This is a genomic window from Sphingobacterium sp. UME9, assembly GCF_014170215.1.
GTDB lineage: Bacteria > Bacteroidota > Bacteroidia > Sphingobacteriales > Sphingobacteriaceae > Sphingobacterium > Sphingobacterium paramultivorum.
The window spans coordinates 664,825-691,408 of record NZ_LZZP01000005.1; the positions used below are offsets into that span (position 1 = coordinate 664,825).

Sequence of the window (26,584 nt, forward strand, 5' to 3'; positions counted from 1 at the left end):
GGATTGAAAAGTTCTATCGGAAAAATCGAGAACATACCCTTCCCCATTTCCAAAAAAGTTTCAATTATCCTCCTATCTCCAAATGATATATCTGCCATTGCTAAAACATGTTTATCGAACCTTTAAAGGAATATCAATGATCGGTTGTAACTGTTCAAGCTGTGTAGCATACCTCCTCACAACTTGGTCATACAAATCCTTGACTTTAGGAGCTTCTACGGTAATCACGAGTGCATATTGTAATTCTTGATTTCTCGTGTCATTGTGGCCCTCTATTCGGGCATTATAATGAATATCAAAAACAGGCTCATTTACGGTATTTCCTCTATATTTGTTTTTGGCATGAATACAGTTTTCCCATTTCCAAGCATCACGCCTAAGCTCATCTTCCGTTTGAAATGCCTTTTTGACCTTTCCAAAAAAGCTTTTTGACTTTGCATGTAATGGCTCATTTTCTCCGTCTTTCACTTTGCGCTTAACGTCTTTGTTAGGACGGAATGTCACTTCAAGTCCACTCCGTGTATAATTATTTGGGTGATGGGGATCGACTGTAGTTGCATAACATAAGGTCGCTTTAATTGTAACCATCCCATCTAATGATCCAGGTGGAAGTGGAATAGGGGCCCTGACAAATTTCGATCCGGAAATTGTTCCTTGAAAGACGACACGCATTACATGATCATCACAAACTGCAATCTCATCAAGTGATCTGGAAACTCTGCCCCACCCAACTTCAAATTTTGGCAAATCAGCCTGTTCTGCACTGTGTACTAACAGTGTTCTAATCGCAAGGGCACTTAGTGCATTGCCAAAATGTGCCCTTACACCAGCTCCTAATCTTAACACAGAAGGAGATGAAAAGCTCGTTCCTCCCGTAGGTACAAGAGTTAAACCAGTCTTATGGTCAAGTGTTAGGAATGGGCGTTGTACCGATCCTCCAAAGTCAACAAGATCAGGCTTAATCAACCCAGGGCTTCTTCCCGGCCCCACAGAACTATATGGTGCTCTCTGCCAATTATTATCCGGAACGTCACATGCACCAATCCCTATGGCATTTACACAATCTGACGGCACCTGAATTCTGTCTGCACCAATTATGGAATCTCCCTCTCCATCATTTCCCACAGCTACAGTCACTAAGGTCTCGCCGTCAGACAGATATTCATCAAGAACCGCCGTCCAAGCGTGGATTTCATCGTCATCAATAGGTAAACATGGCCCCAGACTTAAATTTATAAAATCATAGTTATTTGTGTTTATAATATCGCTTATCCTATCCAAGACTTCAAATAATTCGTACGGGTTTTGTCCTGGCATGTCATCCAATACACGGTAATGGTCAACATGGGAATATGGCCGTACTATTGGAGCGGTAGGGTCAAGGTGTCCAAACAAAAAAGCAGACGTTACACCTACTCCGTGAGCCAAGAGCTCGTCTGAAGCAGGTAGCATCCCTGAAAATTCAAAGGGAGTTGCCCACTGACATAAAGGGTGATCATTAGGGATTCCTCCGTCAAATATTGCAGCCTTAATTGTTGGATCTAATGGAGCTTCGTTAGGCAACTTGACATTAGTCTTAACATTTTGTGTCAATCTTATCGTTGGCCTTAACAACCTTAGTTCGGGCATTTTCCTTAAAGCCCTAACTAAACTAAATTTAGCAATATCTTCCGCCAATTCGCTTGGAGCTTCTACTTCCAGAAAACATAGTCCACCTGCATAAAACCTTCGTTCAAAGGATGGAGTTATATTTAATCTATTCAAATACTTCCTAAAGCTTCCGAGGTAAAGACTCTCAGATATAGATTCATTCATGTGTAGAACAACTTCAAATACAGTTTTTGACGAATCTCGGTCAAAATGCTTAACCTTACTTTTAGGTTCTGGAAACGATATTTCTTCGATTTCAACAATCTGATTTGCTCCGGTCTGATATTCTGACCATTTTGGAAATTCCTTTGCCCATTTTTTAAATGCTTCTCTTTTTCCGTATACAAACAATTCAGTTGTAACTGCGGGCAATGGATCTCGCCCCTTGCTTTTTTTCTCGGGTGTAATTTGCCTCGACTTGCTTCCAACTGAATCCAAGCCTACGGCTCTCAGCAATTCTGAGGGATAATATGTCTTTGCAATGAACTCTGGATTTAAAGTTATTGTAGCAACTGCATAATCATCTGGACATGCATCGTCTGGAAGGTTCTCAAGTTTTTGGACAACATCATTCAACATCGGCTCAAGCCTACTTCTAGCTTCAGAGAATGTATAAGGAGCTGCCTTTTCCACGGGGCCGCTCAATACACGAACTTGCTCTGTCAAACGTTCACCCTTACCTAATAAAAAATTAATCTTTGCCATATTAAATGTTAGATTTATTTAACTGCCTTTTTGCGTGTTTACGGATTGTTTCGCGTGCAACTCCAGTCAATTCTTGTGCTTTACGTTGTGTTACTACACCGCTGTCGTAAAGTGCGCAAGCAATTTGGGTCCTCTGTTCCTTAGAAAGTCCTTCTCCGGATACTATCATATTTTCAAGCTTGTCAGCCAAAGAAGAACCATCAATGGCTGCAGCTTTTCTCGTCAGATTGATTTGTCTTTCTATCTCGCTGAAAGATTTTCCAAGCAAAACGAATGACAAGATTTTCCCCCATGTATTAGCATCTTCCATCTCATCCCTTAACAGGCTTGTCACTTGTTTCTCTATCTGATCTGCTGTAGGGTTGTCGAAGTTTACAACAAGTTCAAATCTTCTCCAGATAGCAGGGTCCAGAAGGTCTGGGTGATTGGTCGCCGCCATTAGAATTCCACTGGCTGGCCAATCATCAATTTCTTGCAATAAAACAGTGACAAGTCTTTTTAACTCACCTATCTCGGAACTATCATCGCGTCTTTTGGCAATTGAATCTAACTCATCAAGTAAAAGGATGCAATCTGTTTTTTTTGCATAATCTAAAACAAACCTAATATTATTACCAGTTCTCCCTAAAAAGCTACTCATAACAGCGGCCAAATCAAGGACTAATAAAGGCTTATCAAGCTGAGAAGCTACCCATTTTGCTGCCATCGTTTTCCCAACTCCCGGAGGGCCGGTAAACAAAACCGATTTTGTAGGATGTAATCCATGCTTCATCAATGCTTTACTATTCCTACGCTCGGATAGCAGCTGGGACAAATCATTCTTTATGTTTTCAGAGACAATTAATTCGTTGTCTAAAACACTCGATTCTACTTTTAATAACTGCAGCCTAGAATCCAAGTCAACGGGCAAGGGTGTTTCAGAATGTTTCCGAAGAGGGGTTGTTCTTGTTGGCGATTCCTGTAAAAGTGACACTAAAGATTCTGTTAATTCAGGATAGTCCTGTTTGAATTTCTTTGAGGCCCTATGAATAACCAATTGAACATCCTGCTGCCTTCCAGTAAGAGCCGTTCTTGCAAGCTGTATGAAATCTGAGAAAAGTTCATTAGTGATTTTGTTCATGATGTATTTTGTGGAAGATTTGTTATGATGTTATTATTTATTTAGTCCTTACAATACAAAAATAGCATTATAAATAGCTATAATGCAAATAAAAATGGAAGAATTTTTTATATTTTTTATTTAAAGTCTTCCAAATAGAATGTAATACAGTTTAATTCAGCATTTTATCTTTAATTTCGAATGGGAGACTTTAAACTGTTATCCGAAGGAGATCATTTGAGATAAGCTTTAATATCATTTGACTTAAGGTGTGCATAAAAGTTAACAGCCTGTATTTTCATTTGGCTGATTTATTGCGGAATTTCCACTCTCTAAAAAAGCTTCAACTAGCTCTTTTTTCGCCCCCTGTCCCTTCCCATTTTCCCAACGACCAACGGTAGCAGGGTCTAGGTTCATCAACTTTGCAAATCGCTTTTGAGTGAGCCCATTTAAATATCTATAAGCTTTGATCTTACCGGCAAACGTAGATGCATCAAGTTCAAACGGACAATATCCCAAGAACCCGATGATAGGTGGATAGTATTGGATTTGAGGTTCACTTCTGTTGTTCTCCCAGTAGGTAATACAGTCCTCGCTAACATTAAATATGGCTGCTACATCTTTTTGAAACAGTCTTAGCTCCATCCTTCTCTTTCTTATATGTTCTCCAAGAGTCGTTGGATTTAAAGGCATCGATACTGGCAAAGGTTTACTGATTTTTTGTTCAAAACGCAAACAGGGCAACGCATGAATGTCCCTGTGGCTATTTCAATCATCCCGAAAAGGAATGCATATGTGGCAGCAACACCGTACAACGGTATTTAAGTAAAATATCGGGACCTCTTTTAGACCGCATCGATCTGCATATTGAGGTGACGCCTGTACTATTTGATCAACTGAGCACAACACGTAAAGCCGAGGACAGCCGTACTGTGCGAAGTCGGGTCATTCAGACACGAGAAATTCAGAAAGAACGGTTTGATTCTTTTCCAGACGTTCATTGTAATGCGCAAATGAGTACACAATTGACCCGAGAAATATGTCAGGTTGATGAGGCCGGAAGGAAATTACTTAAAATAGCTATTGAACGCCTCAGCTTATCCGCGAGAGCATACGATAGAATACTCAAAGTTGCTCGCACAATCGCTGATATGGAACGGAGTAAAATGATCGAAAACCATCATCTCGCTGAAGCAATCCAGTACAGAAATTTAGACCGGGAAACCTGGGGCGGAAAATTTTAGAACTGAGCCAAACAATGCTTAATAACCCAAGGGAAACAGATAATCGTCAAGATCACACCTGACAATGCACCAAAGAAATGAGCATCGTGATTTATACCATCTTGTGCTTTTTTTGACGCCCACACACAGTAACCTAAAAACAAAAACGCAAACAGGTAAGCCGGCATCGGTATAATCATCATCACACCAATGGTACTCTTCGGATCGAAAAGAATGTAGCTGAACAGGACCGCACAAATTGCACCTGAAGCACCTAAACTATAGTAACCCGGATTATTTTTCTGCTGAATGATCGTTGGAATATCACTCAGGATTAAACTACCGATATAGATCACGGCAAATAAAATATGTCCGTATTGACTTGCTTCTGCAAGTATACGCTCTAAACCAAAAGCAAAATAGTAGAAGGTAAGCATATTAAACAGCAAATGCCCCCAATCTTTATGTACAAAACCACTGGTAAGAATCGTATATACTTTTCGATTACGTGCGATACTATACGGGTGTAACATCAGTTTGCCGTAAAGTTGCTCATGTGAAAATGTATAGATACTGGTAGCGAGTGTAAAAAAGAAAATAATACTCGCAACAGGCATTTCTGTTAGATAAAATAATAGCATAGTAATTCTTAGAATCGATCCTCTAAAAGTAAAACGTAAAGCTCTTTTGGTCCATGTGCTCCCAAAACCAATCTTTTCTCTATATCAGCGGTTCTGGAGGGGCCGGTAATTGTCGAAATCATTGTCGGGATTTCCTGACCGTAACGCTTCTGCATATAGGCTAAAGCATCCTTTAGATCCCAAACCAATTGCGAAGCTTTAGCAATAACAATGTGAATTGGGGGATATATACTCAACCTGCGTCCTGAAGCATTTGCATTACTCACCATCACACTGCCATTGCGTGCAACTAATGCTTCACATGATGTAATACTTGCATTTGCAAATTCAAAATCTTCCGCTGTTTTCAAAAAAGGAAAACCATATGGACTGAGTAGATTTTGAACACCTTGTTCCCAAGCGTATATATTTTTAATATTATTCTCCTCAGTCAATGAAATCAAATTTTCAATCAGACCGATCTCGCCATCACAATACAGAAACTTGCCTCCCGCAGCAGTCAATTCGCGAACAAAAACAATATCCACCAACTCATCCTCTTCTTTATAAAGCGGTGTTTCTTTGAAATTGGGATGTGGATTATCGTTTTTCTGTAGTAATGCCTGACGTACCCGTTTTAACATTACCTCCTTCGCTGTTGCGTTCTTCACGTTCATGGCGCAAATATATATAAATGCAGCGCTAGATGACTCTAGCGCTGCAGCATTCAAATTAATTCAAATTATTTGACGGTGTTTCTGAGCCCTGCTCTTCGCGAGATCGCGCTTCGTCCGGGTGAACATCCAACGGTAGATCTGTCTGCGGAACTCCGCCACCATCAGCACCATTCACAAACTCCTCGTAAGTAGTCTTAGTTTCAAATGGGCGTTTACCTAATATCTCTTCCAAGTCCGATTGAAAAAGAATTTCTTTTTCCAGTAGCTTTTCAGCTATTTTAATCAAACCTTCACGTTTGTCCAGCAATAACTGTTTCGTACGTGCATAGACATCACTAATTAAGTTGCGAACCTCAGCATCAATCAACTCTGCCGTTTTGTCAGAATATGGTTTTTGGAAAGATGCCTCAGAACTGTCTCGGAAGGAAACATTTCCAACTTTATCATTCATACCGTAGATTGCAATCATCGCATAAGAAAGTTGCGTGATACGCTCTAAGTCATTTTGAGCACCTGTTGAAATTCTTCCAAAAGTAATATCTTCAGCGACACGACCACCCATAGTCATACATAAGCTGTCTATAAGCTGCTCTGTCGTATACAAGAACTGCTCGCGGGGAAGATACTGTGCATAACCCAAAGCGGCAACACCACGTGGTACAATAGATACTTTTACCAAAGGATCGGCGTGTTCTAAAAACCAGCCTGCAATAGCATGCCCAGCCTCATGATAAGCAACAATACGTTTTTCTTCCGGAGAGATGATTTTATTCTTCTTCTCAAGACCGCCGATCACACGATCAACCGCATCTTGAAAGTCCTGCATATCAATCTCTGGTTTATTTTTACGTGCAGCGATAAGGGCCGCTTCGTTACACACATTGGCAATCTCAGCTCCCGCAAAGCCAGGTGTCTGCGCCGATAATTTTTTTGCATCGACCTCAGCCGATAACTTCAACGGCTTTAGATGCACTTTAAAAATTTGCTCCCGGCCAATTAAATCCGGTTTATCAATAGAAATTTGACGGTCAAAACGTCCAGGACGCAATAACGCTGTATCCAGTACATCAATACGGTTAGTAGCGGCTAAAATAATAACGCCCGAATCAGTACCAAAACCATCCATCTCCACCAATAATTGGTTCAATGTATTTTCACGCTCGTCATTACCTCCCATCATCGAGTTCTTACCACGAGCACGACCAATAGCGTCAATCTCATCGATAAAAATGATACATGGAGCTTTCTCTTTCGCTTGCTTAAACAAGTCACGAACACGCGATGCACCTACACCCACAAACATTTCGACAAAGTCAGATCCCGAAAGTGAGAAAAATGGCACTTGAGCCTCTCCGGCTACAGCTTTAGCCAATAAAGTCTTACCCGTTCCCGGAGGCCCTACAAGCAAAGCTCCCTTCGGAATTTTACCCCCTAGATTCGTATACTTACGTGGATTTTTTAAGAAATCCACAATCTCCATAACTTCCTGTTTTGCCTCCTCAAGACCAGCAACATCATTAAATGTGATATTGATCTGCGACTCTTTATCAAATAGCTGAGCCTTTGATTTACCAATATTAAAGATTGCACCGCCGCCGCCGCCAGCACCACCGCCCATACGACGCATCAAGAAAATCCAGATTGCGGCCAACACCAACAATGGCAACATAAATGTGATAAACCAACTTGCCCATGGATTAGAACGATCATCATAAGTCAATTGGACCTTTGGTGTACCTGGAGTTAATTCCGCTTGCGATGCAGCTAATTTCTTTTCTAAAACATCGGGAGAAGCATCCTTAAAAATATATTGTGGTCCCTTATCCTCCTGCCCTGATAGACTTGGAAGCGGATCAGCAGTTTTTATAGCGTCTTTAAAACTTGGGTTATCTTTCCAGCCCTTTTTTAGATAGACCTCCACCTCGACAAGATCATTCTTCTTATAGGCGACAAGGCGCTCTACAGAACCTGTATTCAACATGCGTGTCTCAAAATCACTATAGCTAACTTCCTTAGCTGGGTTTTCTCCAAAAACGTACTGTAAGGCAAAAAAACCTAAAAACATGGCAATCATAAGCCACACAAAATTGAATTTTGGCGGTTTCGGGCTTACCTTACTACTCGGGATTTTTTTCATTATATCGTAATTATATTTTCTTTATAAATTTTTTCGTTGAGGACAATTAAGCGCTTTGGAAATGCTGTACTTCTGCATCTCCCCATAAATCCTCGATACCATAATGCGCTCTTTTTTCGGTCTTAAAGATATGTACAACCACATCCACAAAATCCAAAATCAACCATTCTCCATTTGATTGTCCTTCTTTATATTGGGGTTCTTGACCAAATGCCTTATAGACTTCTTCTTCGACACTCTTTGCTATCGCATTCACCTGAATGTTAGAATCGGCATGACAAATCACAAAATAATCGGAAACAGAACTGTGAAGATCTCTTAAATCCAAGCGAACGATCTCGTTTGCTTTCTTTTCTTGCATACCGTAAACGATAATTTCTGATAGACGTTGGGACAATTCTGAACTTTTATTTTTACTCATTAAAAAATGTGATAGTTTTGACTTAATATTTATTTAATACTTTCAGTTTGCAAAATAACAATATTTCGGGACTTATCATCGGTCAAAATACAATATATCTTGACAAAGTCGCCTCTACAAACGATTATCTCAGAGAATTATTGTCAAATTTCAAGCCACTAGCTGAGGGGACTGCCATTTTAGCAGAAGAACAATTTCAGGGTAAGGGGCAGCGCGGAAGCTCCTGGGTCAGTGAACCAGGGAAAAACCTAACGACATCTATCCTCTTAAAGCCTCAATTCCTACCAATAGCACAACAATTTGCGCTTTCAGCTACAATCGCCATTGCAACCGTCAATTGGCTGCAAAGCAAAACGGAGCAGCCTGTTGCCGTGAAATGGCCCAATGATATTTACGTCAATTCAAAAAAAATCACAGGCATTTTAATAGAAAATAAATTAAAAGGCAGTAAAATCGACAGCGCTATTATCGGCATCGGTGTAAATATTAATCAAATTAATTTTGACACAGCAACAACAATAACCTCGCTCGCCTACCTGACCGATCGACAGGATTACAACATCAAGGTACTCGCTCATGAGTTGTTCCAAGTGATCCAACAGGAGTACCTGACCCTTTATAAAGAGGGTGCCCAATATCAGTTAAGCCGCTACAACGCGTTATTGTTTTGGAAAGGTGAAGAAAGACCATTTCTCATCAATGGCATCAAGAAAACTGGAATCATTCAACAGGTATCTAGCGATGGGAAACTATGCGTTCTTTTGGAAGACGCCCTTCGCGAATTTGATATCAAAGAAATTACACATCTTATTACCTAATCTTTACAAAAAAACGATAGCCCATTTTAGAATTGTCAAACCTTTGTTCTAAATTTGTCAACAGCGTGATTAAACCTTTATTCACACGAAGCATCAAAGAACAATAACACACTGCAATCATTGTAGCGGAAAAGGAAAGAACAAATTAAATTCGGATGAAAAAGTTAATACTGTTAATGACTGCAGTAATTTTTGCAGTTACGGGAGCATTCGCTCAGATTCACAAGCCTGTAAAATGGACTGTGGCCAGCAAAAAGTTAAATAACAAGGAAGCTGTAGTTTATGTAAAAGCTACAATCCAAAGTGGATGGCACATTTATTCACAAAATGTGAAAGATGGCGGGCCAATTCCAACTTCTTTCACCTTCGCTAAAGCTGCTGATTATGCACTAGTAGGTAAAACTGCAGAGCCAAAACCAAAAGTAAAACATGAGGATGTATTTAAGATGGATGTTGGTTATTTTACAAACGAGGTAATTTTCCAACAAAAAGTAACTTTAAACAAAGGAACTGCCACAGTTAAAGGTACTGTCGAATGGCAAGCATGTGATGCATCACAATGTCTTCCTCCAGACGAATATGCTTTTGCTGTGACAATCAAATAGTAAAAATGATTCTACACGGATAAATTAATAAGGCGATTCTCATCGCCTTTTTTTATTTTTGACCATAACATCAGAAATTCATACGCATGTTAAAAAACACATTCATTCTACTTTTAATTGCTTTTTTCAGCCTTTCTTTAACTACAGCAACTTTTGCCTCTGCACAAGATAGCTTAACAAATACAGAAGGGCTTCAATTTGAATCATCACCGGATACAGCTACTGCTGTTGAAGCAGTACCTGAGGATCTAAATTTTACAGCTTCACCTGACACGATGGTTAGTCAAGATAGCAGTAAAATAGTTCCAGCTAAGGCAAACGCTTCCTCCGGAAATCAAGAATCAGGAAAAAAATCACTTTGGAGTATCTTTATTGCTGGATTAGTTGGCGGCTTCGCAGCATTGCTCATGCCTTGTATATTTCCAATGCTCCCACTTACCGTAAGCTATTTTACAAAACAGGCCGGAAGCCGCGCAAGCGGTATCAGCAAGGCACTCTTATATGGTCTCTTCATTATTGTGATCTACGTCGCTCTAGGAATGATTATTACGATTGCCTTCGGTTCGGATGCGTTGAATGCTTTATCGACAAATGGGGTATTTAATTTCCTATTCTTTCTGTTATTGGTTGTTTTTGCCGCGTCCTTTTTTGGCGCTTTTGAAATTACGTTGCCAAGTTCTTTCGTCAATAAAATGGATGCCAAATCCGACAAAGGCGGTCTTGTAGGACTTTTCTTTATGGCATTCAGCCTTTCACTGGTATCTTTCTCCTGTACTGGCCCCATTATTGGCACCTTACTGGTCGAAGCGGCCTCAAAAGGAGAACGCTTAGGTCCCGCAATCGGTATGCTCGGTTTTTCTATAGCACTTGCAATTCCTTTTGGTTTATTTGCGATGTTCCCTTCGATGTTAAAATCCCTCCCAAAATCTGGCGGCTGGCTAAATTCGGTGAAGGTTGTACTTGGCTTCTTAGAGCTCGCACTAGCGCTGAAATTCTTATCAAATGTAGATTTGGCTTACCACTGGAATTGGCTGGATCGAGAAGTGTTCTTATCGCTATGGATTGCCATTTTTAGTATGATGGGCTTATATCTTATTGGAAAGATCAAGTTTTCACATGACAGCGAATTAAAATTCCTATCTGTACCGAGAACTATTCTCGCTATCATTGTATTTTCCTTCGTTATCTATATGGTACCGGGACTGTGGGGAGCTCCCCTAAAATCGATTTCAGCCTTCTTGCCACCTTCGGCAACACAGGACTTTGACCTGTCGGCAGGAATAGCAGCCGCTCCTTCACACAATGATGGTAAGGTTAAAAAATACGCGGAGATTTTTCACGAACGTGGTACACCAAAAGGATTTGATCCATACTACGATTATGATCAAGCCTTGGAAACAGCAAAAGAACTGAATAAACCGGTATTGATAGATTTTACAGGCTGGAATTGTGTCAATTGCCGAAAAATGGAAGCAAATGTATGGACTGATCCTGCGGTTGCCAAGCTCTTGAAAGAGGAATTTATTATGGCTGAATTATTTGTTGATGATAAAACAGAATTACCTGCAAACGAACAATTCGTTTCAAAATATAGTGGCAAAAAAATCAAAACTATAGGTAATAAAAACAGTGATTTCCAAGCCTCAGCTTTCGACAGCAATTCGCAACCACTCTATGTCATCGTCGATGCATCAGGAACAGTATTGGTTCCAAAAACCGGTGCAAACTATAATGTAGCAGAGTATACTGCGTTTTTACAGAGCGGAATTGACGCCTTTAAGGCAAAAAAATAGTCTGTATACGCTGGAGATATCCGTATTGAATGATACATGAGAAAAAGCAATTATTAAATTTGCATTATCTTTAGCTCACGCTTAGGTGAATTGCACTTAAAAAAGCTCTTGCTTGTTCTTAATAGCGTTATCGGCGACTTCCAATAACGGAAATATAATTGTATATACGCTTAAAAATAGCTAAGTTTGAGTACGTATGAGTAACATTAAAAAAATTGCTGTTTTGACATCTGGAGGAGATGCTCCAGGAATGAATGCTGGTATCCGTGCTGTTGTTAGAGCGGGTATCTACAATAATCTGGAAGTATTTGGCGTACGCAGAGGTTATGATGGTCTAGTGAATGGTGAGATCATCCCTATGGATGCTAAATCTGTAGCCAATATCATACAACGTGGTGGTACTATCCTAAAAACAGCCCGTAGCGAGGCCTTCAAAACTATTGAAGGACGTAAACAGGCTTATGAAAATTTACGCAGCCACGGTATTGATGCCATGGTTGTCATCGGTGGCGACGGTACATTTACTGGCGCATCCAAATTTATAGAAGAATTCGATTTTCCGATCATCGGTCTTCCGGGCACAATTGATAACGATTTGGCCGGCACAGACTTTACGATTGGTTATGATACAGCCATTAATACCGTTATCCAAGCCGTAGACAAAATTCGCGACACCGCCGAGTCTCATGATAGACTTTTTGTGATCGAAGTGATGGGTCGCGACTCTGGGCTTATCGCCGTTCGTTCTGGTATCAGTACCGGTGCCGAAGCAGTTCTGGTTCCTGAGTTCGAGGTAGACTATGATGCGATCATGAAAAGACTTGACAAATCCCGTAAAAATAAATCATCCCGCATTATTATTGTTGCTGAAGGTGACAAAGAAGGCGGCATGGTTGTTTCGGAAAAAATCAAGGAAAATTTCCCGCATTACGATGTTAGATTATCAATTTTAGGACATATTCAACGCGGCGGAAGCCCAACATGTATGGATCGCGTGTTAGCCAGCAGGCTTGGAGTTGCATCCGTAGAGGCTTTACTACAAGGTCGCAGGGGTGAAATGGCCGGACTGATTTGCAGTGAAGTAAGATTCACTCCTTTTAAGAGCGCCATCAAGCATAACGTAAAAATGAATGAAGATCTGCTTCGTATCATTGAAATCCTTTCTTTGTAAGTGATATAAGTTATTCTTAACTAACAATAAAAAAAGAGTATACATTGTGATGTATACTCTTTTTTTATTGACTTCCGTTACTAGATTGTCCAAATTCTTTGGTTAAGGTCTGACACCCAAACTGTCATGTGACATAAAGCCCCAATAGTACCATATCCTGCACAGTTGTTATTTAAGCAAATTATTGAGGTACTCTTCAGATACCGGAGGCAACTGAATGGCTTGGCCTGCTTTCGCCATCGAGTCAGCAAAGTGATTCGTGTTGCTGATTGCCTGTTCATAGGCCTTAACAACCTGTTCCGATAAATGCAATACCTTAGGATCTTTAAGATCAACACGGTATTGATTATTTTCCAGTGTAACATGCTGATAAAAACGATATGCAGCAGCTTTTAGTTGGCCCAGCTCCTGCTGCGACAATTGATCGATTCTGGCATTAGGCGGCAGCGTAACATCGATAAAAGTCGTGTCTTTAGCCAATTGATCAATAGCGTGATCCAAAGGAATAGCGTGCAATGCCTCTAGGTTGACAACGGGAATCCCCTTATCCTGATCGCCACTGCAGGAAGCAATCACACTCCCTAGAAATATGCTTAGAATTACTGTTTTATTCATCTTTATAATTTTTATTACCACAATAGCATTAGAAATCCAATTGCTCAACTTGTTTAAAACCCAGGATTCATCACCCCTTAGTTGGGCTGTACATGAGGATATAGTAGTTCCATGTAATCATTCGCTATAGCAACAGGCGAAGTTAGTGAATTCCTTCTATGTTATCACAGCCGCTAGCGCAGTAACGATGAAAGCGCCATTAGGACAACATGATTAATAAGAAACCCCTAATTGTAGGCTCAGTTCACCTGAGTATAACAATTAGGGGTTATTCAAATGCCTAATGGCGGTTATATACCGATTTATTTTAGCAATTCAGCTAACTTAGCCTCCAAAGCTTCACCTCTTAAATTTGATGCGACAATTTTACCGGAAGGATCAATGAGGAAGTTTTGCGGAATACCACGTACTTCGTACAACTTAACCGGAGCCGATTTCCAACCCTGTAGGTCCGAAACGTGTGGCCATTGTTGTAAATTATCATCATGGATAGCTTTCACCCAGGCATCTTTTTTACCCGGATTGTCTAAAGAAACACCAAACACGGTAAATCCTTTATCTTTGAATTTATTGAAAGCCGCAACGACGTTCGGGTTCTCATGGCGACAAGGGCCACACCAGCTTGCCCAAAAATCCAATAAAACATATTTACCTCTTAAAGAAGATAAGGAGATATTTTTTCCTGTTGTGTCTGGCAATGTAAAGTCAGGCGCTACCGAACCAACAGCCACTGCTTTCAATTTCTGGATACGCTCAGCCAATTCCTTCCCTTTTTCAGAATTTTTCAATTCAGGAGACAATTTCTCAAAAGAAGTCACATATTCATTGACGTTCTCACCGCTGACATTCTCAGACAACAAATCCAACGTATACCAGCTTTTTGGGTTTTTGTTAATAAATTCAGCATCTGCTTTTTCCATTTTTTCGGAAATCTCACCAGCCTGTTTTTGCAGACCTTCGATGAATTTAGGATCCTGTTTTTGAGTCTCCGAAGCAGCATAATATTGTTGGTTCAACGCCTCGAACGCATCTGCATGAGGTTTCACAAAAGCCTTGTATTGCGTCAGATCATCATTGAGCGCTGTACCCGAGACGGTTGCATTTTTGAATCCTTTGGTTGCATCGACTTTGATAACTCCTTTAGAAAGATACAGCTGTGCTGTTTCAGGCTGCTTTTGACTATTTCTAAGTTCAGCGAAAGATAAGCCCTCCGGTGAATAGATCATCATACCCTTCGTTGGCGAAGTCACCTGTCCATTGAACTTAAACTCACCTTTTACAACCGTTGCTGAATCTGTTTGGCGAGTTCCATTGGCAGCATATTGCATAAACACTTTCGCTTTGTCCGACGTCGTGTTTACCTTTCCTGTAACCGTGTAGCTTTCTTGTGCCATTAACAAGGCTGGTAAAAAGCTTAAACCCATTAATATTCCCTTTTTCATAATTATATACTTCCCATAAATGTAAAACATTTCCGTTTCACTGTCCTCCTATTTAACATTATTTAGCAAAGTTGTTACCAACGTCCTGAAGCACCGCCACCCCCAAAATCACCGCCACCGAAACCGCCAAAACCGCCACCTGAACCACCACCGAAGCCACCGCCGCCACCGCGACCGCCACCACCGCCAAGACCATTCAGCAATGTCCACCAAAAGATATCAGAAGCTCCGCGTCCATTCATCACACGGCCTCCACCACCACCTCCACCGCGGCCACCGCGATTGGAGAAAATAACAATCAAGAATATCACAATAATAATGACAAACATCACCGAACCTGATCCCTTTCCTTTCGGTTGTTTTGGATCAGCTTTGTATTCTCCTTTTGTGTAGGAAATTAGGGAACTGGTTGCATCGTCGACTCCTTTGTAGTAATCTCCTTGACGAAAAGCCGGTTTGATATCATTTTCAATAATACGATATGCAATGGCATCGGGGACAGCCCCCTCTATACCATAACCTGTTTGAATGGTCACCGCACGATCTCCCAGCGCTACCAACAACAGAATACCGTTATTATACTTTTTATTCCCAATACCCCATTTTTTCGCTAAACGGACTGCATAATCAGAAATATCATAGCCGCCGGTAGAATTCATCATAACCACTGCAATCTGCGTAGATGCGGAATCCTCAAATGCCAATAGCTTCTGCTCCAATAATTGCTTCTGACTTGCTGTCAATGTGTTTGTATAATCATTGACAAGTCTGTTTGATGTTTCCGGGAAATCTTGACCCAATACTGTGGCTATCGACAGCATACAAAGCAACATAGCCATAGCAGGGATTCGAATCCGAGAAAATAATCTCGATACAAATTTCATCCTATTATTCTCTTTTATTCATTTTTATTTGCCTTAAGCAGCTTTCATGCTCCTAATGGCGTTCGGTGAATCCCGAAGTCGGGTTTATCACAATTTTTATCAACCTATTTGCGAGACAGGCAATAGCAGCTCGGGGTTCTTGCTGGCCACTTAACAATTAACGGTCTCCAAAAACAATATCATTTGGAAGCTCATTGATGTCATCGTGTTCACGCGGAAAGAATTTCGCCAATTGTTTACCCGCATGCTCGATCCCTTTGACCAAGCCCTCAACAATGCGATCCACCCGAAACTCCGCCACCATAAGATCTTTGGTACTATTCCAAAAATCACTTTCTACACGTTGATGGATTCCCTTATCGCCGATAATGGAAAATTTATGGTCTTCAAGCGCGATATAGATAAGAACACCGTTTTTCAACGTGGTCTTATGCATGCCCAATTTGGAAAAATAATGTGTTGCACGATCATGTACCTCGTCGGGGCAATGATTTTCTACCACTACACGAATCTCACCAGAAGTCTCATTTTCAGCCACATTAATGGCGTGAACGATCTTCTCTTGTTCTTCAGAATTTAATGCCATAGTCTGTATAAGTTTGCACTCCTAAACCAAATTACCAAACGGTATTCCTGATTCAAAGTATCTAAAACTAGTTAAAACACGATAAAAAAATGGATGATGTGCTTCTACGAAAGCCGCATCATCCATCGTCCTGTTCATTACTAATAATTTACTATTAGAATGATACCGTTGGCGCTTTATCCGAACCAGGGGCCGCAGTAAATGTACCTTTTGCCTTAAATCCGAACATACCCGCCATTAAATTATTCGGGAAGCTACGTACGGTGGTATTGTATTGCTGTACCGCTTCATTGTAAGATCTACGTTCTGTTGAAATACGGTTTTCAGTACCTTCCAACTGTGCTTGTAATTCCAAAAAGTTCTGATTTGCCTTCAAATCAGGATAAGCTTCAACCGACGCTAAAAGTCGACTCAACGAACCGCTGAATTCATCCTGAACTTTTTGAAACTTGGCAATATTCTCCTCAGACAAATCATCGGCATTAATCGTCACCGAAGTTGCTTTAGCTCTCGCCTCTACAACGGCTGTCAATGTACTTTCTTCGTGCTTTGCCGCTCCTTTTACCGTATTAACCAAATTTGGAACTAGATCCGCACGACGTTGATACGCATTTTCAACTTGTGCCCATTTTCCTTTAACATTCTCATCTTGTGAGACCATCGTATTGTAGCCACAGGAGTTTAATGATACTAATGCAAATAAACCACATAGGGCGACCAAAAATCTTTTAATTTTCATTGTTCAAAGAATTAAATACTATTCAAATTATACGGTTACACTATCAAAGCATATACCAAGCTCTTACTAAGATAAGAATATTTTTATTTCCAAATCTCCAAATAGCCAATATTCATTAACTTTGTCTCGGTTTTGGGATAAAAACCCAGCCCTCATACTATGCAAAAAGAAATCGAAATTGCGATACTTCCAGAAAGGATCGAGGACGAACAGTACATTATACAGCAGGGCATAAAAGCTTTACGCGTTCAACCCCAGCAAATCAAAGGTTATAAAATCCGGAAACGTTCAATTGATGCCCGAAGCAAGCAGGTGGTCTACCGGGCAAGGGTTATCTACTATATCGATGAACTGCCTGTTCCTGAAATCTACGAAAATAATTTCAAGTCTGTCAAAGACGGAAAATCCGTTATTATTATTGGAGCAGGCCCTGCCGGCATATTTGCGGCTATCCGCTGCATTGAGCGTGGGCTCAAACCAATTGTAATCGAACGCGGTAAGAAAGTACAGGACCGTAGACGCGATCTAGCAAAGCTGAACCGAGAAGGCATCGTAAATCCCGAATCAAACTACTGTTTTGGTGAAGGTGGAGCCGGAACTTACTCCGACGGGAAACTATATACACGTTCCAATAAAAGAGGTGATGTAGACAAAGTGCTCAATCTTTTTGTCTCCCATGGTGCTACGACAGATATTCTAGTCAATGCACGGCCACATATTGGTACAAATAAACTGCCGCATATTATTGAAGCAATGCGCGAGAGTGTTCTTGAATTTGGGGGCGAATTTCATTTTGACCAACGTGTCGACGACATTTTAGAATCTTTCGGTCATGTGCGCGGGGTCAAGTTAGCCAGTGGCGAAGAAATTAAGGCCGATCACGTCATCGTAGCAACAGGACACTCTGCACGGGACATCTTTGAGCTTTTTCACCGTAATAACTGGCTGATCGAAGCCAAAGCCTTTGCATTGGGGGTGCGCATCGAACATCCGCAGTCAATCATTGATCAGGCGCAATACCATTGTCAGGTTAGAAGCGAGCATTTACCCCCTGCATATTATAGTTTGGTTGAACAGGTTAATGACCGTGGGGTATTTTCATTCTGCATGTGCCCAGGTGGCGTTATCGCTCCCTGTGCAACAGATTTAGATGAAATTGTTGTCAACGGATGGTCCCCATCCAAACGAAACAATCCGCACGCCAATTCAGGCACCGTTATTCAGATTAACCTTGAGGACGTTGCCAATGCACATAAGGATCCTTTTGCATTACTTAATTTTCAGAAAGAGATCGAGCGAAAGGCTTTTGCCGTAGGTGGTGGTAAACTCGTTGCTCCGGCACAACGTATGGTCGACTTTGTCGAAGGACGTGTGTCTATGGATCTGCCAGAAAACTCTTACAAACCCGGAACAGCATCTGCAGATCTCACCGAAGTGCTACCTGCTTTTGTTCACGAAGCATTACGCGGTGCATTGCCAATCTTTGGCAAAAAGATGAAGGGGTATTATACCAATGAAGCCATTTTAGTTGGTGTAGAATCACGGACATCTTCACCGATTCGGATTCCTAGAAATAAAGAAGATTTACAACACCCTCAGGTCAAAGGACTTTACCCTTGTGGTGAGGGTGCAGGTTATGCCGGAGGTATCATTTCAGCGGCTATAGACGGTATTAATTGTGTTGATGCGATCAATTTAAGTTAACATTTTTTGTTTTTTCTCTTGCAGAATACGAATAAATGCCTTACTTTTGTAGCATCAACGCGAAAGTAGCTCAGTTGGTAGAGCACAACCTTGCCAAGGTTGGGGTCGCGAGTTCGAATCTCGTCTTTCGCTCTAAAAAAGCTTCCAAAATTTGGAAGCTTTTTCTGTTTTATAGCATTATACTTTCTTTCTTGCCAGCCTCCTAATTGGAGCATTGAAAAAAGATAATATCCCAATATCCTAATATAAAGAGGCCCTCCTATCTATTTTTCGATAGAGATCTTAACAAGAGAAAAAGCGAACACGCTATAAAACCCAAGGTTTGTAAGCGTAAGTTGTATATAAAGACATGTACATGGTCGCACAAAACTACAAACAGGTACCGTAGATCCAATTGTTTCTATAAAAAATGGCGTTCACCGTATCGGTAAACGCCATATTTAAAAGTATATGATCCTAAATGGATTTAATTTGTTCTTAGACTTTCTTCTACAAGCTCTTCAACATATTTGCGAACAACTTCATTAGAGAAACGTGTCGTTACGTCAAATGCAAATGCATGTACCAACAGGATACGTGCAGACTCTTCACCAATTCCTCTTGCTCTCAAATAAAATAAGGCTTCATTATCAAACTGACCGATGGTACATCCGTGTGAACATTTTACGTCATCTGCAAAGATCTCCAATTGTGGCTTGGTGTAAACCGCCGAATTGTCCGACATCAACATATTATTGTTCTGTTGAAAAGCATTTGTTTTTTGAGCATCCTCACGCACAAAGATTTTTCCATTGAAAACCGCAATGGACTTGTCCTGTGTAATATTTTTATACCATTCGTAAGACTCACAATGTGGCTTAAGGTGGTCTACAATGGTATGATTATCGACCAATTGATCACCTGCAGTTAAGTTGATTCCATATAAATGGCTCTCCACATGTGCTGCATCCAAGCGAACATTGATATTGTTACGGATAAAAGAAGCGCCAGGAAAATTACAGTTGTAATTATTATAAAGGCTATCTTTTTCTTGGTATACCTCTGTATGATTAAAGTAACGGCTTACAGATTCTGCGAGCTGTAAATAATAATGTTGTACTTTAGCGTTCTCTTTGACGATAATCTCAGAGACCTTATTGTGTACATTATTTGCAGTACCTTCTGCAGTGATAAAGCTTTCGATCAATTCAAGCTCAGCATTTGGCTCGACAACGATCAAATTGCGTGTTTGTGCAAAGAAATCCTCTTTCCCTGTAGCGACATGAATAATCTGTATTGGTTTATCAAGTACAACTCCCTTTTTCAAATGTATAAAAACACCATTTGTAAAAGCAGCCGTATTCAATGCGACCATAATATTGTCTGACTTATCCGCATATTTAGCAAAATGGCTCTCGAATGCAGGCTCTGAAGTGGCTTCATCCATTGGAATAACCGTCAGTCCCTTCACACTTTCTAATTCACTTACCGCTAACACATACTGACCATTCACCAAGATAATACGGTAGGCATCCAATTGAGGAATCTCCCCTGCACTAAAGTCTAAGCCTTCGATATCCACATCGACATCAAGCGCATAAGGCTTATTGATAATACTGTGGATGTTTGTATATTTCCATTCTTCATTCTTAACGGTGGGAAAGCCTGCTGCTTCGAAACGCTCGAATGCAAGTTGGCGGGCCTCCACGAAAAACGAAGGTTCGTCTGAAACGCCCTGCTCTTTGAAAGCTCCCAACACTTGTTGAAGTAATGATTCTGAAACTAATGTACTCATGTTATTTTTTAATCAAATCGCCAAAATTCTCTTCCAATCCTATTTACTCAGGTAAAAGATTAGGCGTTTTGTGTATCATATTCTTTTAACCAATCGTATCCTTTTTCTTCGAGCTCCAAAGCCAATTCTTTAGGTCCCGATTTCACGATACGGCCATTGTACAATACGTGAACAAAATCTGGAACGATATAATCCAACAAACGTTGGTAGTGTGTAATAACAATAAAAGCATTGTCTTTAGAGCGCAATTGATTCACGCCATTTGCAACGATACGAAGTGCATCGATATCCAAACCAGAATCTGTCTCATCCAAAATAGATAATTTCGGATTCAACATCGCTAATTGAAAAATTTCGTTACGCTTTTTCTCACCACCGGAAAATCCTTCATTTAAAGAGCGGTTAGCCAAATTAGCCGAAAATTCAACCAATTTTTGCTTATCTTTTACCATTTGTAAAAATTCCTTCGCTTCCATTGGAGGAAGGCCTTTATACTCACGAATATCATTTACAGCTGTTTTCAAGAAATTGATATTCGATACGCCCGGAATCTCAACAGGATATTGAAAAGCCAAAAACAGCCCTTCACGTGCGCGGTCCTCAGGTGAAAGATCCAATAAATCTACACCGTCCAATAGTGCAGAACCTTCACTTACTTCATAGGATTCACGTCCGGCTAATACATTACCTAATGTACTTTTACCAGCACCATTTGGTCCCATAATCGCATGAACTTCTCCAGCTTTTACTTCTAGGTTTAACCCTTTTAATATTTGTTTGTCTTCTACAGACGCATGTAAATTTTTAATGCTTAACATTTTATTCGTATTGAGTATGGTGTAATGTAGCGTCATAAACTACATTCCCAATGATTTTTTATCTATCCTACTGAACCTTCTAATGAAATTGCCAATAATTTTTGAGCCTCTACAGCAAACTCCATCGGCAATTGATTTAATACTTCCTTCGCATACCCGTTGACAATTAAACCAACAGCTTTCTCAGAATCGATCCCACGTTGATTCAAATAGAATACTTGGTCCTCACCGATTTTGGAAGTAGTCGCCTCATGCTCTAATTTGGCTGTCTTATTTCTATTTTCGATATAAGGGAATGTATGTGCCCCACATTTATCACCGATCAATAAGGAGTCACATTGTGTAAAGTTACGTGAGTTGTCTGCATTTGGACCGATTTTCACTAAACCTCTATAACTGTTGTGGCTCTTACCGGCAGAGATACCTTTAGAAATAATTTTAGATTTCGTGTTTTTACCCAAATGAACCATCTTCGTTCCTGTATCAGCTACCTGATAATTACGTGTCATGGCTACAGAGTAAAACTCGCCAATAGAGTTATCACCCTTTAAAATCACTCCGGGGTATTTCCATGTAATTGCAGAACCAGTTTCTACCTGTGTCCAGGAGATTTTACTGTTATCACCCTTACAGATTCCACGCTTGGTTACAAAGTTATAAATACCACCTTTTCCATCTTTATCACCAGGGTACCAGTTTTGCACGGTAGAATATTTAATATCAGCATCGCGTTCGGCAATCAATTCAACCACTGCAGCATGCAGCTGGTTTTCATCACGCATAGGTGCAGTACATCCCTCCAAATAAGAAACATAAGCTCCCTCATCTGCAATGATCAACGTGCGTTCAAATTGTCCGGTATTCTGTGCATTGATACGGAAATAGGTCGATAATTCCATTGGACATCTAACGCCTTTTGGAACGTAAACAAAGGATCCATCCGAAAACACTGCAGAATTCAACGCTGCATAAATGTTATCTGTCTGTGGAACTACTGTACCCAAATATTTTTTCACCAGGTCAGGATGCTCTTGCACAGCCTCACCAAATGAACAGAAAATAACACCTTGTTCTTTTAATTTCTCACGAAACGTTGTTTTGACAGATACCGAGTCAAAGACAGCATCTACCGCCACAACTCCTGCCAATATTTTTTGCTCATCCAAAGGAATCCCCAATTTTTCAAAGGTAGCAATCAACTCAGGGTCAACCTCATCAATCGAATTAAGCTGTGGTTTTGCTTTCGGGGCTGCATAGTAGGAAATCTCTTGAAAATCAATTTCAGGAGCTTTGAAATTCTGCCAAGTAGGCATTCTTAACGTCAAGAAATGACGGAAAGCTTTTAATCTCCATTCCAATAGCCATTCAGGTTCATTCTTTTTTGCCGAAATAAAACGAACCGTATCCTCAGTAAGGCCTTTGGCTGCAATTTCCATCTCGATATCTGTCGTGAACCCGTATTTATATTCTTCGAGCTCCAGCTCTTTTAACAAATCGTCGTCTTTAGTACTCATATTGCGCTCTCACGGTTTAACTAATTTGGGAGGGCTTCACCTCCGCACCTATCGAACTGCAAAGTTACAATTTCAAAGCCAATAAAACAGCATTTAATAGCACCATACGAAGGCATTTTTAATAAAAAAATGACATTTATCACTCCATTTCATTAAAATGAGCACATTTCAATCGATTATGACAGTCAAATGATTTTACATCGATTAAAATTATAACTAAACAATCATAATATAAATAAAATCTATTAATCATCAATAATTTTGTATATTTTTAAATTTCCAAATATAATTTTGTATATTTACAAATACTATTGATTATTAAGACTTAAGATATGCCCTTTGCACCGGATAAAACAGATTTAAAAATTCTTAAACTATTACAAGAGAATGGTCGTATAACTAATTTGCAACTCGCATCTAGCATCGGACTATCTCCCGCACCAACTTTAGAGCGTGTGCGAAAACTGGAAAACTCTGGCTTCATCAAAAGTTACCATGCTTTTGTAGACGAGGAGAAACTGGGACTCGGAATAAAATCGTTTATCCAGATCTCACTCGATTTCCATACACATAACGCTATCCCTGAATTTGTTGCTGCTGTCAAAATGATACCCGAGGTGACCGAATGCCACCACGTCACAGGCAATTGTGATTTCATCCTCAAGGTTTACGTAAAAGATATCAAAGCTTATGAAGGCGTCATCATGGAAAAAATCTCCAAAATACCTTTTGTAAAGACATTCCAAACCATGATGATTATGTCAACCAGCAAAAAAGAACCAATTATTCCTTTAGAATATTAAGCGAATAGAATATTAAGCGAAGGAATAAGCCCAATCAAAAATATCATTACCGGAATCTCGCTTTTGGACGTATTTGCTCCATGCGACGATCACCGGCAATGATGTTTATTTAACTCAAGACAAAACTTAAACCAGGCGCCAATCAATTGGGTCTTTACCATGTTCCATCAAATATTGGTTTGCGCGTGAAAAATGCTTACTACCAAAAAAACCACGATAGACAGACAACGGTGAGGGATGAACCGCCATTAGTATAAGATGCTTCTTAGCATCAATAAGCACACTTTTCTTTTGGGCATAACTTCCCCACAACAGAAATACCACATGTTCACAACGCTCCGAAATGGCATGAATAATACTATCTGTAAAAATCTCCCAACCTTTCTTCTGATGTGAACCAGCTAAATGCGCCTGTACTGTCAATGTCGCATTCAACAACAACACCCCCTGCTTGGCCCAATACGTCAAATCGCCAGCATGCGGCTCAACAAAACCGGGTATATCGTCTTGTAATTCCTTAAAGATATTTTTTAAGGATGGCGGCAAAGCAATCCCTTCTGGCACAGAGAAAGACAAGCCGTGCGCCTGCCCATCATTATGGTAAGGATCCTGCCCTAAGATAACTACTTTTACCTGATCCAATGGCGTCAGCTTAAAAGCATTCATCACTAGATCTGCCGGTGGAAACACTTTCGTTTTCTGCCGCTCTTCTTGCACAAAAGTAGACAGCTGTTTCATATAAGGCTGACCAAACAAAGGCTTTAGCACAGGAGCCCAAGAATCATCGTATTGCTTTTCCATACCCCAAACATAGATAAAGTTGCATATAAAGGCAAATTTATCCACATAAGCTCTTCTTAAGGGACTACAGCAAAAAAACACGAGCACATCTCGTTTATCCATATCCTCTTCAGGGGAAAAACACATTTTTACAAAATAACCACCTGAACGAGTTGCTTAAACGGTGAAATTAACGGATATTTGCAGAATTAAATTGAATACAAATATTTTAAACAAAGATTTATGTCAAATCTCGTTAGAATCATTATTTGCAGTGCATTGCTTATCGGAACAGTTGCCTTATTCTGGACCGGAAATTGGGGATGGGGAATCTTAGGTATCTTGATCACGATCTTAGGTTTTGTTACTGTATTTTTCCACGAATATATGCTGATTGCGCAATGGTATATGCGTAAACAAAATATGGCCGCAGCTGAAAAATGGCTACGTAAAATCACCAACTACGAAAAGCAATTGATCCCACAACAGCACGGTTACTACAATATGCTGATCGGATTGATCGAATCACAACGTGCACCTATGCAATCTGAAAAATATTTTAAGAAAGCATTGGCATTGGGTCTACATATGGACCATAATATCGCCTTAGCAAAATTGAGCCTAGCCGGTGTAGCCATGGCTAAGCGCAATAAGCGTGAAGCCGAAAAACTTCTTCAAGAAGCTAAAAAAGCAGATAAAAATAAATTATTAGCTGATCAGATCAAAATGATGAAAGACCAGATGGGCATGATGGACAAACAGCAGATCAGATACAATCGATAATATTGAATAATCAAAAAAAGCTTCGAAGTATAACTTCGAAGCTTTTTTTATCAAGAGCCAAAATCTATTATTTCTTTAATGAAATAGGAACTTCCAAAAATTCACCCTCCTCTGTACTGCTCTCAAATACCAGTTTAATCATAACCGGCTTATCCGTTTTCTTCCAATCCTTTACAATCACCTGTATATCCACAGGCTTATCTTCTTCTAGCAAATAGTGCAGATAATTCTGCTTATCTTCAAATTTAACCAAAACATTTCCCATCTGAATCGTTGAAAAGAAATGGGGTTGTTTCTTCTGATCCAACACTTGGGTGGAAAAGGTATTCATTTTATATTCCCGCGGATCGGTACTATAAGATGTCGCAAACAAATTGATCACCAATTCATTCTTACCCTCATCGAAGTGAAATTCCTTTACATCGAATTGAATATCGTCGACAACCAGCAATGAATCTGCTGACTGAGCCTTTACAAGCCCACCTCCAAGAAAGAGCATCAAGACAACAACATATCTAAAAAAAACATTCATATCATATTATACTTAAAAAAGCCACGAAGACCGTGGCTTTGACTATTATTGTGTTATCGTTTCAAAATTACGCCCGCAACCGATCGGCAGATCGGATTAACTTTTCATCTTTACGTACTCCACCCATGGCTAACGCACAGAATATAATCGAAATAGGCAACAAAAAGAAACCTACCCCGATATTCCCGGCACCTAAAAACTGGCTCACCGTAGCGAGATGAGTACTTGCAGAAGAGTATAGCCATATTGCAAATAAGATGATCGCCACAATCTCTACCCATATAAGCAAAAGTTGAACTTTACGCTTTTTAAATTTAAATATCGTAAATAGCGGAAGCCCTCCCAATAACACGGTCACCACAGTCTGGAGAATATAACCAAATCCCCCCTCATGTACCGACTGGCCAGCAGCAACACTATACACACCAGTCACCTTCACATTTTTTCCTAAACCCACTAAATCGCTATAATTAACATAGGGAAATAGAAACAAGCCAAATATGACTAATCCTGCTATCAGCAAATAAACAGTTTGGATACGTTGAATCATAGTTTAATTTTTGTATATCAACAAACTTAGATAAATTGATTTTCATATGCAATATAATTGCGACCGAAAAAACAACCAACCCTACAGCTCTATAAACACCAAAACAATCAAACCTGACATTTTGTTGTATTTTTTTACATC

At 40.1% G+C, this 26,584-nt stretch carries 26 protein-coding genes, 1 tRNA gene and 1 pseudogene; 10 read left to right on the plus strand and 18 right to left on the minus strand.

Annotated features, from left to right (window positions below; all coding sequences use genetic code 11):
- Nucleotides 1-111: 111 nt before the first annotated feature.
- The 3 genes from A9970_RS11325 to A9970_RS11335 all read right to left on the minus strand — a co-directional run bounded on the left by A9970_RS11325 (nt 112) and on the right by A9970_RS11335 (nt 4,099).
- Nucleotides 112-2,355 (minus strand): S8 family peptidase, encoded by a 2,244-nt coding sequence (locus A9970_RS11325; RefSeq protein WP_182982349.1) that lies wholly within the window; start codon nt 2,353-2,355, stop codon nt 112-114.
- A gap of 1 nt (nt 2,356) precedes the next feature.
- The gene (locus tag A9970_RS11330) at nt 2,357-3,475 is read right to left on the minus strand and encodes an AAA family ATPase (protein WP_182982350.1); all 1,119 of its coding nucleotides are present in this window, start codon (nt 3,473-3,475) and stop codon (nt 2,357-2,359) included.
- Nucleotides 3,476-3,736: 261 nt separating this feature from the next.
- Nucleotides 3,737-4,099 (minus strand): helix-turn-helix transcriptional regulator, encoded by a 363-nt coding sequence (locus A9970_RS11335; RefSeq protein ID WP_182982351.1) that lies wholly within the window; start codon nt 4,097-4,099, stop codon nt 3,737-3,739.
- A gap of 107 nt (nt 4,100-4,206) precedes the next feature.
- Between A9970_RS11335 and A9970_RS28905 the strand changes: the two are divergent.
- A pseudogene (locus A9970_RS28905) lies at nt 4,207-4,326 on the plus strand (ATP-binding protein); the annotation flags it as partial.
- On the plus strand, nt 4,327-4,698 hold the full coding sequence (locus A9970_RS11340; protein WP_310889284.1) for an ATP-binding protein: 372 nt from the start codon (nt 4,327-4,329) through the stop codon (nt 4,696-4,698). It begins immediately after the preceding pseudogene.
- Here the strand turns inward: A9970_RS11340 and A9970_RS11345 are convergent.
- Genes A9970_RS11345 through rsfS form a run of 4 tightly spaced genes read right to left on the minus strand, consistent with a single transcriptional unit; the run spans nt 4,695 to nt 8,532 of the window.
- The gene (locus tag A9970_RS11345; RefSeq protein WP_182982352.1) at nt 4,695-5,318 is read right to left on the minus strand and encodes a rhomboid family intramembrane serine protease; all 624 of its coding nucleotides are present in this window, start codon (nt 5,316-5,318) and stop codon (nt 4,695-4,697) included. The genes A9970_RS11340 and A9970_RS11345 overlap by 4 nt on opposite strands.
- A gap of 8 nt (nt 5,319-5,326) precedes the next feature.
- Nucleotides 5,327-5,974, minus strand: coding sequence for a lactate utilization protein (locus tag A9970_RS11350; RefSeq protein ID WP_182982353.1), 648 nt, complete (start codon nt 5,972-5,974; stop codon nt 5,327-5,329).
- A 55-nt stretch (nt 5,975-6,029) separates the two neighbouring features.
- Complete coding sequence (gene ftsH, locus A9970_RS11355) at nt 6,030-8,111, minus strand: ATP-dependent zinc metalloprotease FtsH (protein ID WP_182982354.1); 2,082 nt, start codon at nt 8,109-8,111, stop codon at nt 6,030-6,032.
- Nucleotides 8,112-8,157: 46 nt separating this feature from the next.
- On the minus strand, nt 8,158-8,532 hold the full coding sequence (rsfS, locus tag A9970_RS11360; RefSeq protein ID WP_046673130.1) for a ribosome silencing factor: 375 nt from the start codon (nt 8,530-8,532) through the stop codon (nt 8,158-8,160).
- Nucleotides 8,533-8,579: 47 nt separating this feature from the next.
- Here rsfS and A9970_RS11365 point away from each other — a divergent pair, with 47 nt between their 5' ends.
- From A9970_RS11365 to pfkA, 4 genes are all read left to right on the plus strand, one after another.
- The gene (locus A9970_RS11365; protein WP_220801580.1) at nt 8,580-9,350 is read left to right on the plus strand and encodes a biotin--[acetyl-CoA-carboxylase] ligase; all 771 of its coding nucleotides are present in this window, start codon (nt 8,580-8,582) and stop codon (nt 9,348-9,350) included.
- A 155-nt stretch (nt 9,351-9,505) separates the two neighbouring features.
- Nucleotides 9,506-9,955, plus strand: a complete 450-nt coding sequence (locus A9970_RS11370) for a protein-disulfide reductase DsbD domain-containing protein (protein WP_182330617.1) — start codon at nt 9,506-9,508, stop codon at nt 9,953-9,955.
- 86 nt (nt 9,956-10,041) lie between these two features.
- Nucleotides 10,042-11,748, plus strand: coding sequence for a protein-disulfide reductase DsbD (locus tag A9970_RS11375; protein ID WP_182330616.1), 1,707 nt, complete (start codon nt 10,042-10,044; stop codon nt 11,746-11,748).
- Between the two features lie 196 nt (nt 11,749-11,944).
- Entirely contained in the window at nt 11,945-12,919 is a 975-nt protein-coding gene (gene pfkA / locus A9970_RS11380) for a 6-phosphofructokinase (protein WP_075990255.1), read from the plus strand.
- A 168-nt stretch (nt 12,920-13,087) separates the two neighbouring features.
- Here pfkA and A9970_RS11385 read toward each other — a convergent pair whose 3' ends face one another.
- The 5 genes from A9970_RS11385 to A9970_RS11405 all read right to left on the minus strand — a co-directional run bounded on the left by A9970_RS11385 (nt 13,088) and on the right by A9970_RS11405 (nt 17,179).
- Nucleotides 13,088-13,534 carry a hypothetical protein gene (locus A9970_RS11385; protein WP_182330615.1) on the minus strand — a complete coding sequence of 149 codons (447 nt, stop codon included), beginning with the start codon at nt 13,532-13,534 and terminating at the stop codon, nt 13,088-13,090.
- A gap of 302 nt (nt 13,535-13,836) precedes the next feature.
- Complete coding sequence (locus A9970_RS11390) at nt 13,837-14,976, minus strand: TlpA disulfide reductase family protein (protein ID WP_182982355.1); 1,140 nt, start codon at nt 14,974-14,976, stop codon at nt 13,837-13,839.
- A 74-nt stretch (nt 14,977-15,050) separates the two neighbouring features.
- Nucleotides 15,051-15,815 carry a YgcG family protein gene (locus A9970_RS11395; RefSeq protein WP_120335179.1) on the minus strand — a complete coding sequence of 255 codons (765 nt, stop codon included), beginning with the start codon at nt 15,813-15,815 and terminating at the stop codon, nt 15,051-15,053.
- Between the two features lie 202 nt (nt 15,816-16,017).
- Entirely contained in the window at nt 16,018-16,446 is a 429-nt protein-coding gene (locus A9970_RS11400; RefSeq protein ID WP_075990259.1) for a TPM domain-containing protein, read from the minus strand.
- 154 nt (nt 16,447-16,600) lie between these two features.
- Nucleotides 16,601-17,179: a LemA family protein gene (locus A9970_RS11405; protein WP_046673163.1), complete on the minus strand. Its 579-nt coding sequence runs from the start codon at nt 17,177-17,179 to the stop codon at nt 16,601-16,603.
- 165 nt (nt 17,180-17,344) lie between these two features.
- Here A9970_RS11405 and A9970_RS11410 point away from each other — a divergent pair, with 165 nt between their 5' ends.
- Both A9970_RS11410 and A9970_RS11415 read left to right on the plus strand, forming a co-directional pair.
- Nucleotides 17,345-18,889: an NAD(P)/FAD-dependent oxidoreductase gene (locus tag A9970_RS11410; protein WP_153844455.1), complete on the plus strand. Its 1,545-nt coding sequence runs from the start codon at nt 17,345-17,347 to the stop codon at nt 18,887-18,889.
- Nucleotides 18,890-18,948: 59 nt separating this feature from the next.
- Nucleotides 18,949-19,021 (plus strand) — tRNA-Gly (locus tag A9970_RS11415).
- A gap of 334 nt (nt 19,022-19,355) precedes the next feature.
- Here the strand turns inward: A9970_RS11415 and sufD are convergent.
- From sufD to sufB, 3 genes are all read right to left on the minus strand, one after another.
- Nucleotides 19,356-20,663, minus strand: a complete 1,308-nt coding sequence (sufD, locus tag A9970_RS11420; protein WP_182982356.1) for a Fe-S cluster assembly protein SufD — start codon at nt 20,661-20,663, stop codon at nt 19,356-19,358.
- A gap of 59 nt (nt 20,664-20,722) precedes the next feature.
- Entirely contained in the window at nt 20,723-21,481 is a 759-nt protein-coding gene (sufC, locus tag A9970_RS11425; RefSeq protein WP_046673119.1) for a Fe-S cluster assembly ATPase SufC, read from the minus strand.
- Nucleotides 21,482-21,543: 62 nt separating this feature from the next.
- Nucleotides 21,544-22,995, minus strand: coding sequence for a Fe-S cluster assembly protein SufB (gene sufB / locus A9970_RS11430; RefSeq protein WP_153844457.1), 1,452 nt, complete (start codon nt 22,993-22,995; stop codon nt 21,544-21,546).
- Nucleotides 22,996-23,327: 332 nt separating this feature from the next.
- On the opposite strand from sufB, the gene A9970_RS11435 reads away from it, so the two are divergent.
- A complete protein-coding gene (locus A9970_RS11435; protein ID WP_046673117.1) occupies nt 23,328-23,798 on the plus strand; it encodes an Lrp/AsnC family transcriptional regulator in 471 nt (156 codons plus the stop codon).
- A 126-nt stretch (nt 23,799-23,924) separates the two neighbouring features.
- Here A9970_RS11435 and ung read toward each other — a convergent pair whose 3' ends face one another.
- Nucleotides 23,925-24,599: a uracil-DNA glycosylase gene (gene ung / locus A9970_RS11440; protein ID WP_153844458.1), complete on the minus strand. Its 675-nt coding sequence runs from the start codon at nt 24,597-24,599 to the stop codon at nt 23,925-23,927.
- A 222-nt stretch (nt 24,600-24,821) separates the two neighbouring features.
- Between ung and A9970_RS11445 the strand changes: the two genes are divergently transcribed.
- Nucleotides 24,822-25,361: a hypothetical protein gene (locus A9970_RS11445; protein ID WP_075990263.1), complete on the plus strand. Its 540-nt coding sequence runs from the start codon at nt 24,822-24,824 to the stop codon at nt 25,359-25,361.
- A gap of 67 nt (nt 25,362-25,428) precedes the next feature.
- Here A9970_RS11445 and A9970_RS11450 read toward each other — a convergent pair whose 3' ends face one another.
- Complete coding sequence (locus A9970_RS11450; RefSeq protein WP_182982357.1) at nt 25,429-25,893, minus strand: hypothetical protein; 465 nt, start codon at nt 25,891-25,893, stop codon at nt 25,429-25,431.
- A 67-nt stretch (nt 25,894-25,960) separates the two neighbouring features.
- Nucleotides 25,961-26,443 (minus strand): DUF4293 domain-containing protein, encoded by a 483-nt coding sequence (locus A9970_RS11455; protein ID WP_075990265.1) that lies wholly within the window; start codon nt 26,441-26,443, stop codon nt 25,961-25,963.
- Between the last annotated feature and the right edge of the window lie 141 nt (nt 26,444-26,584).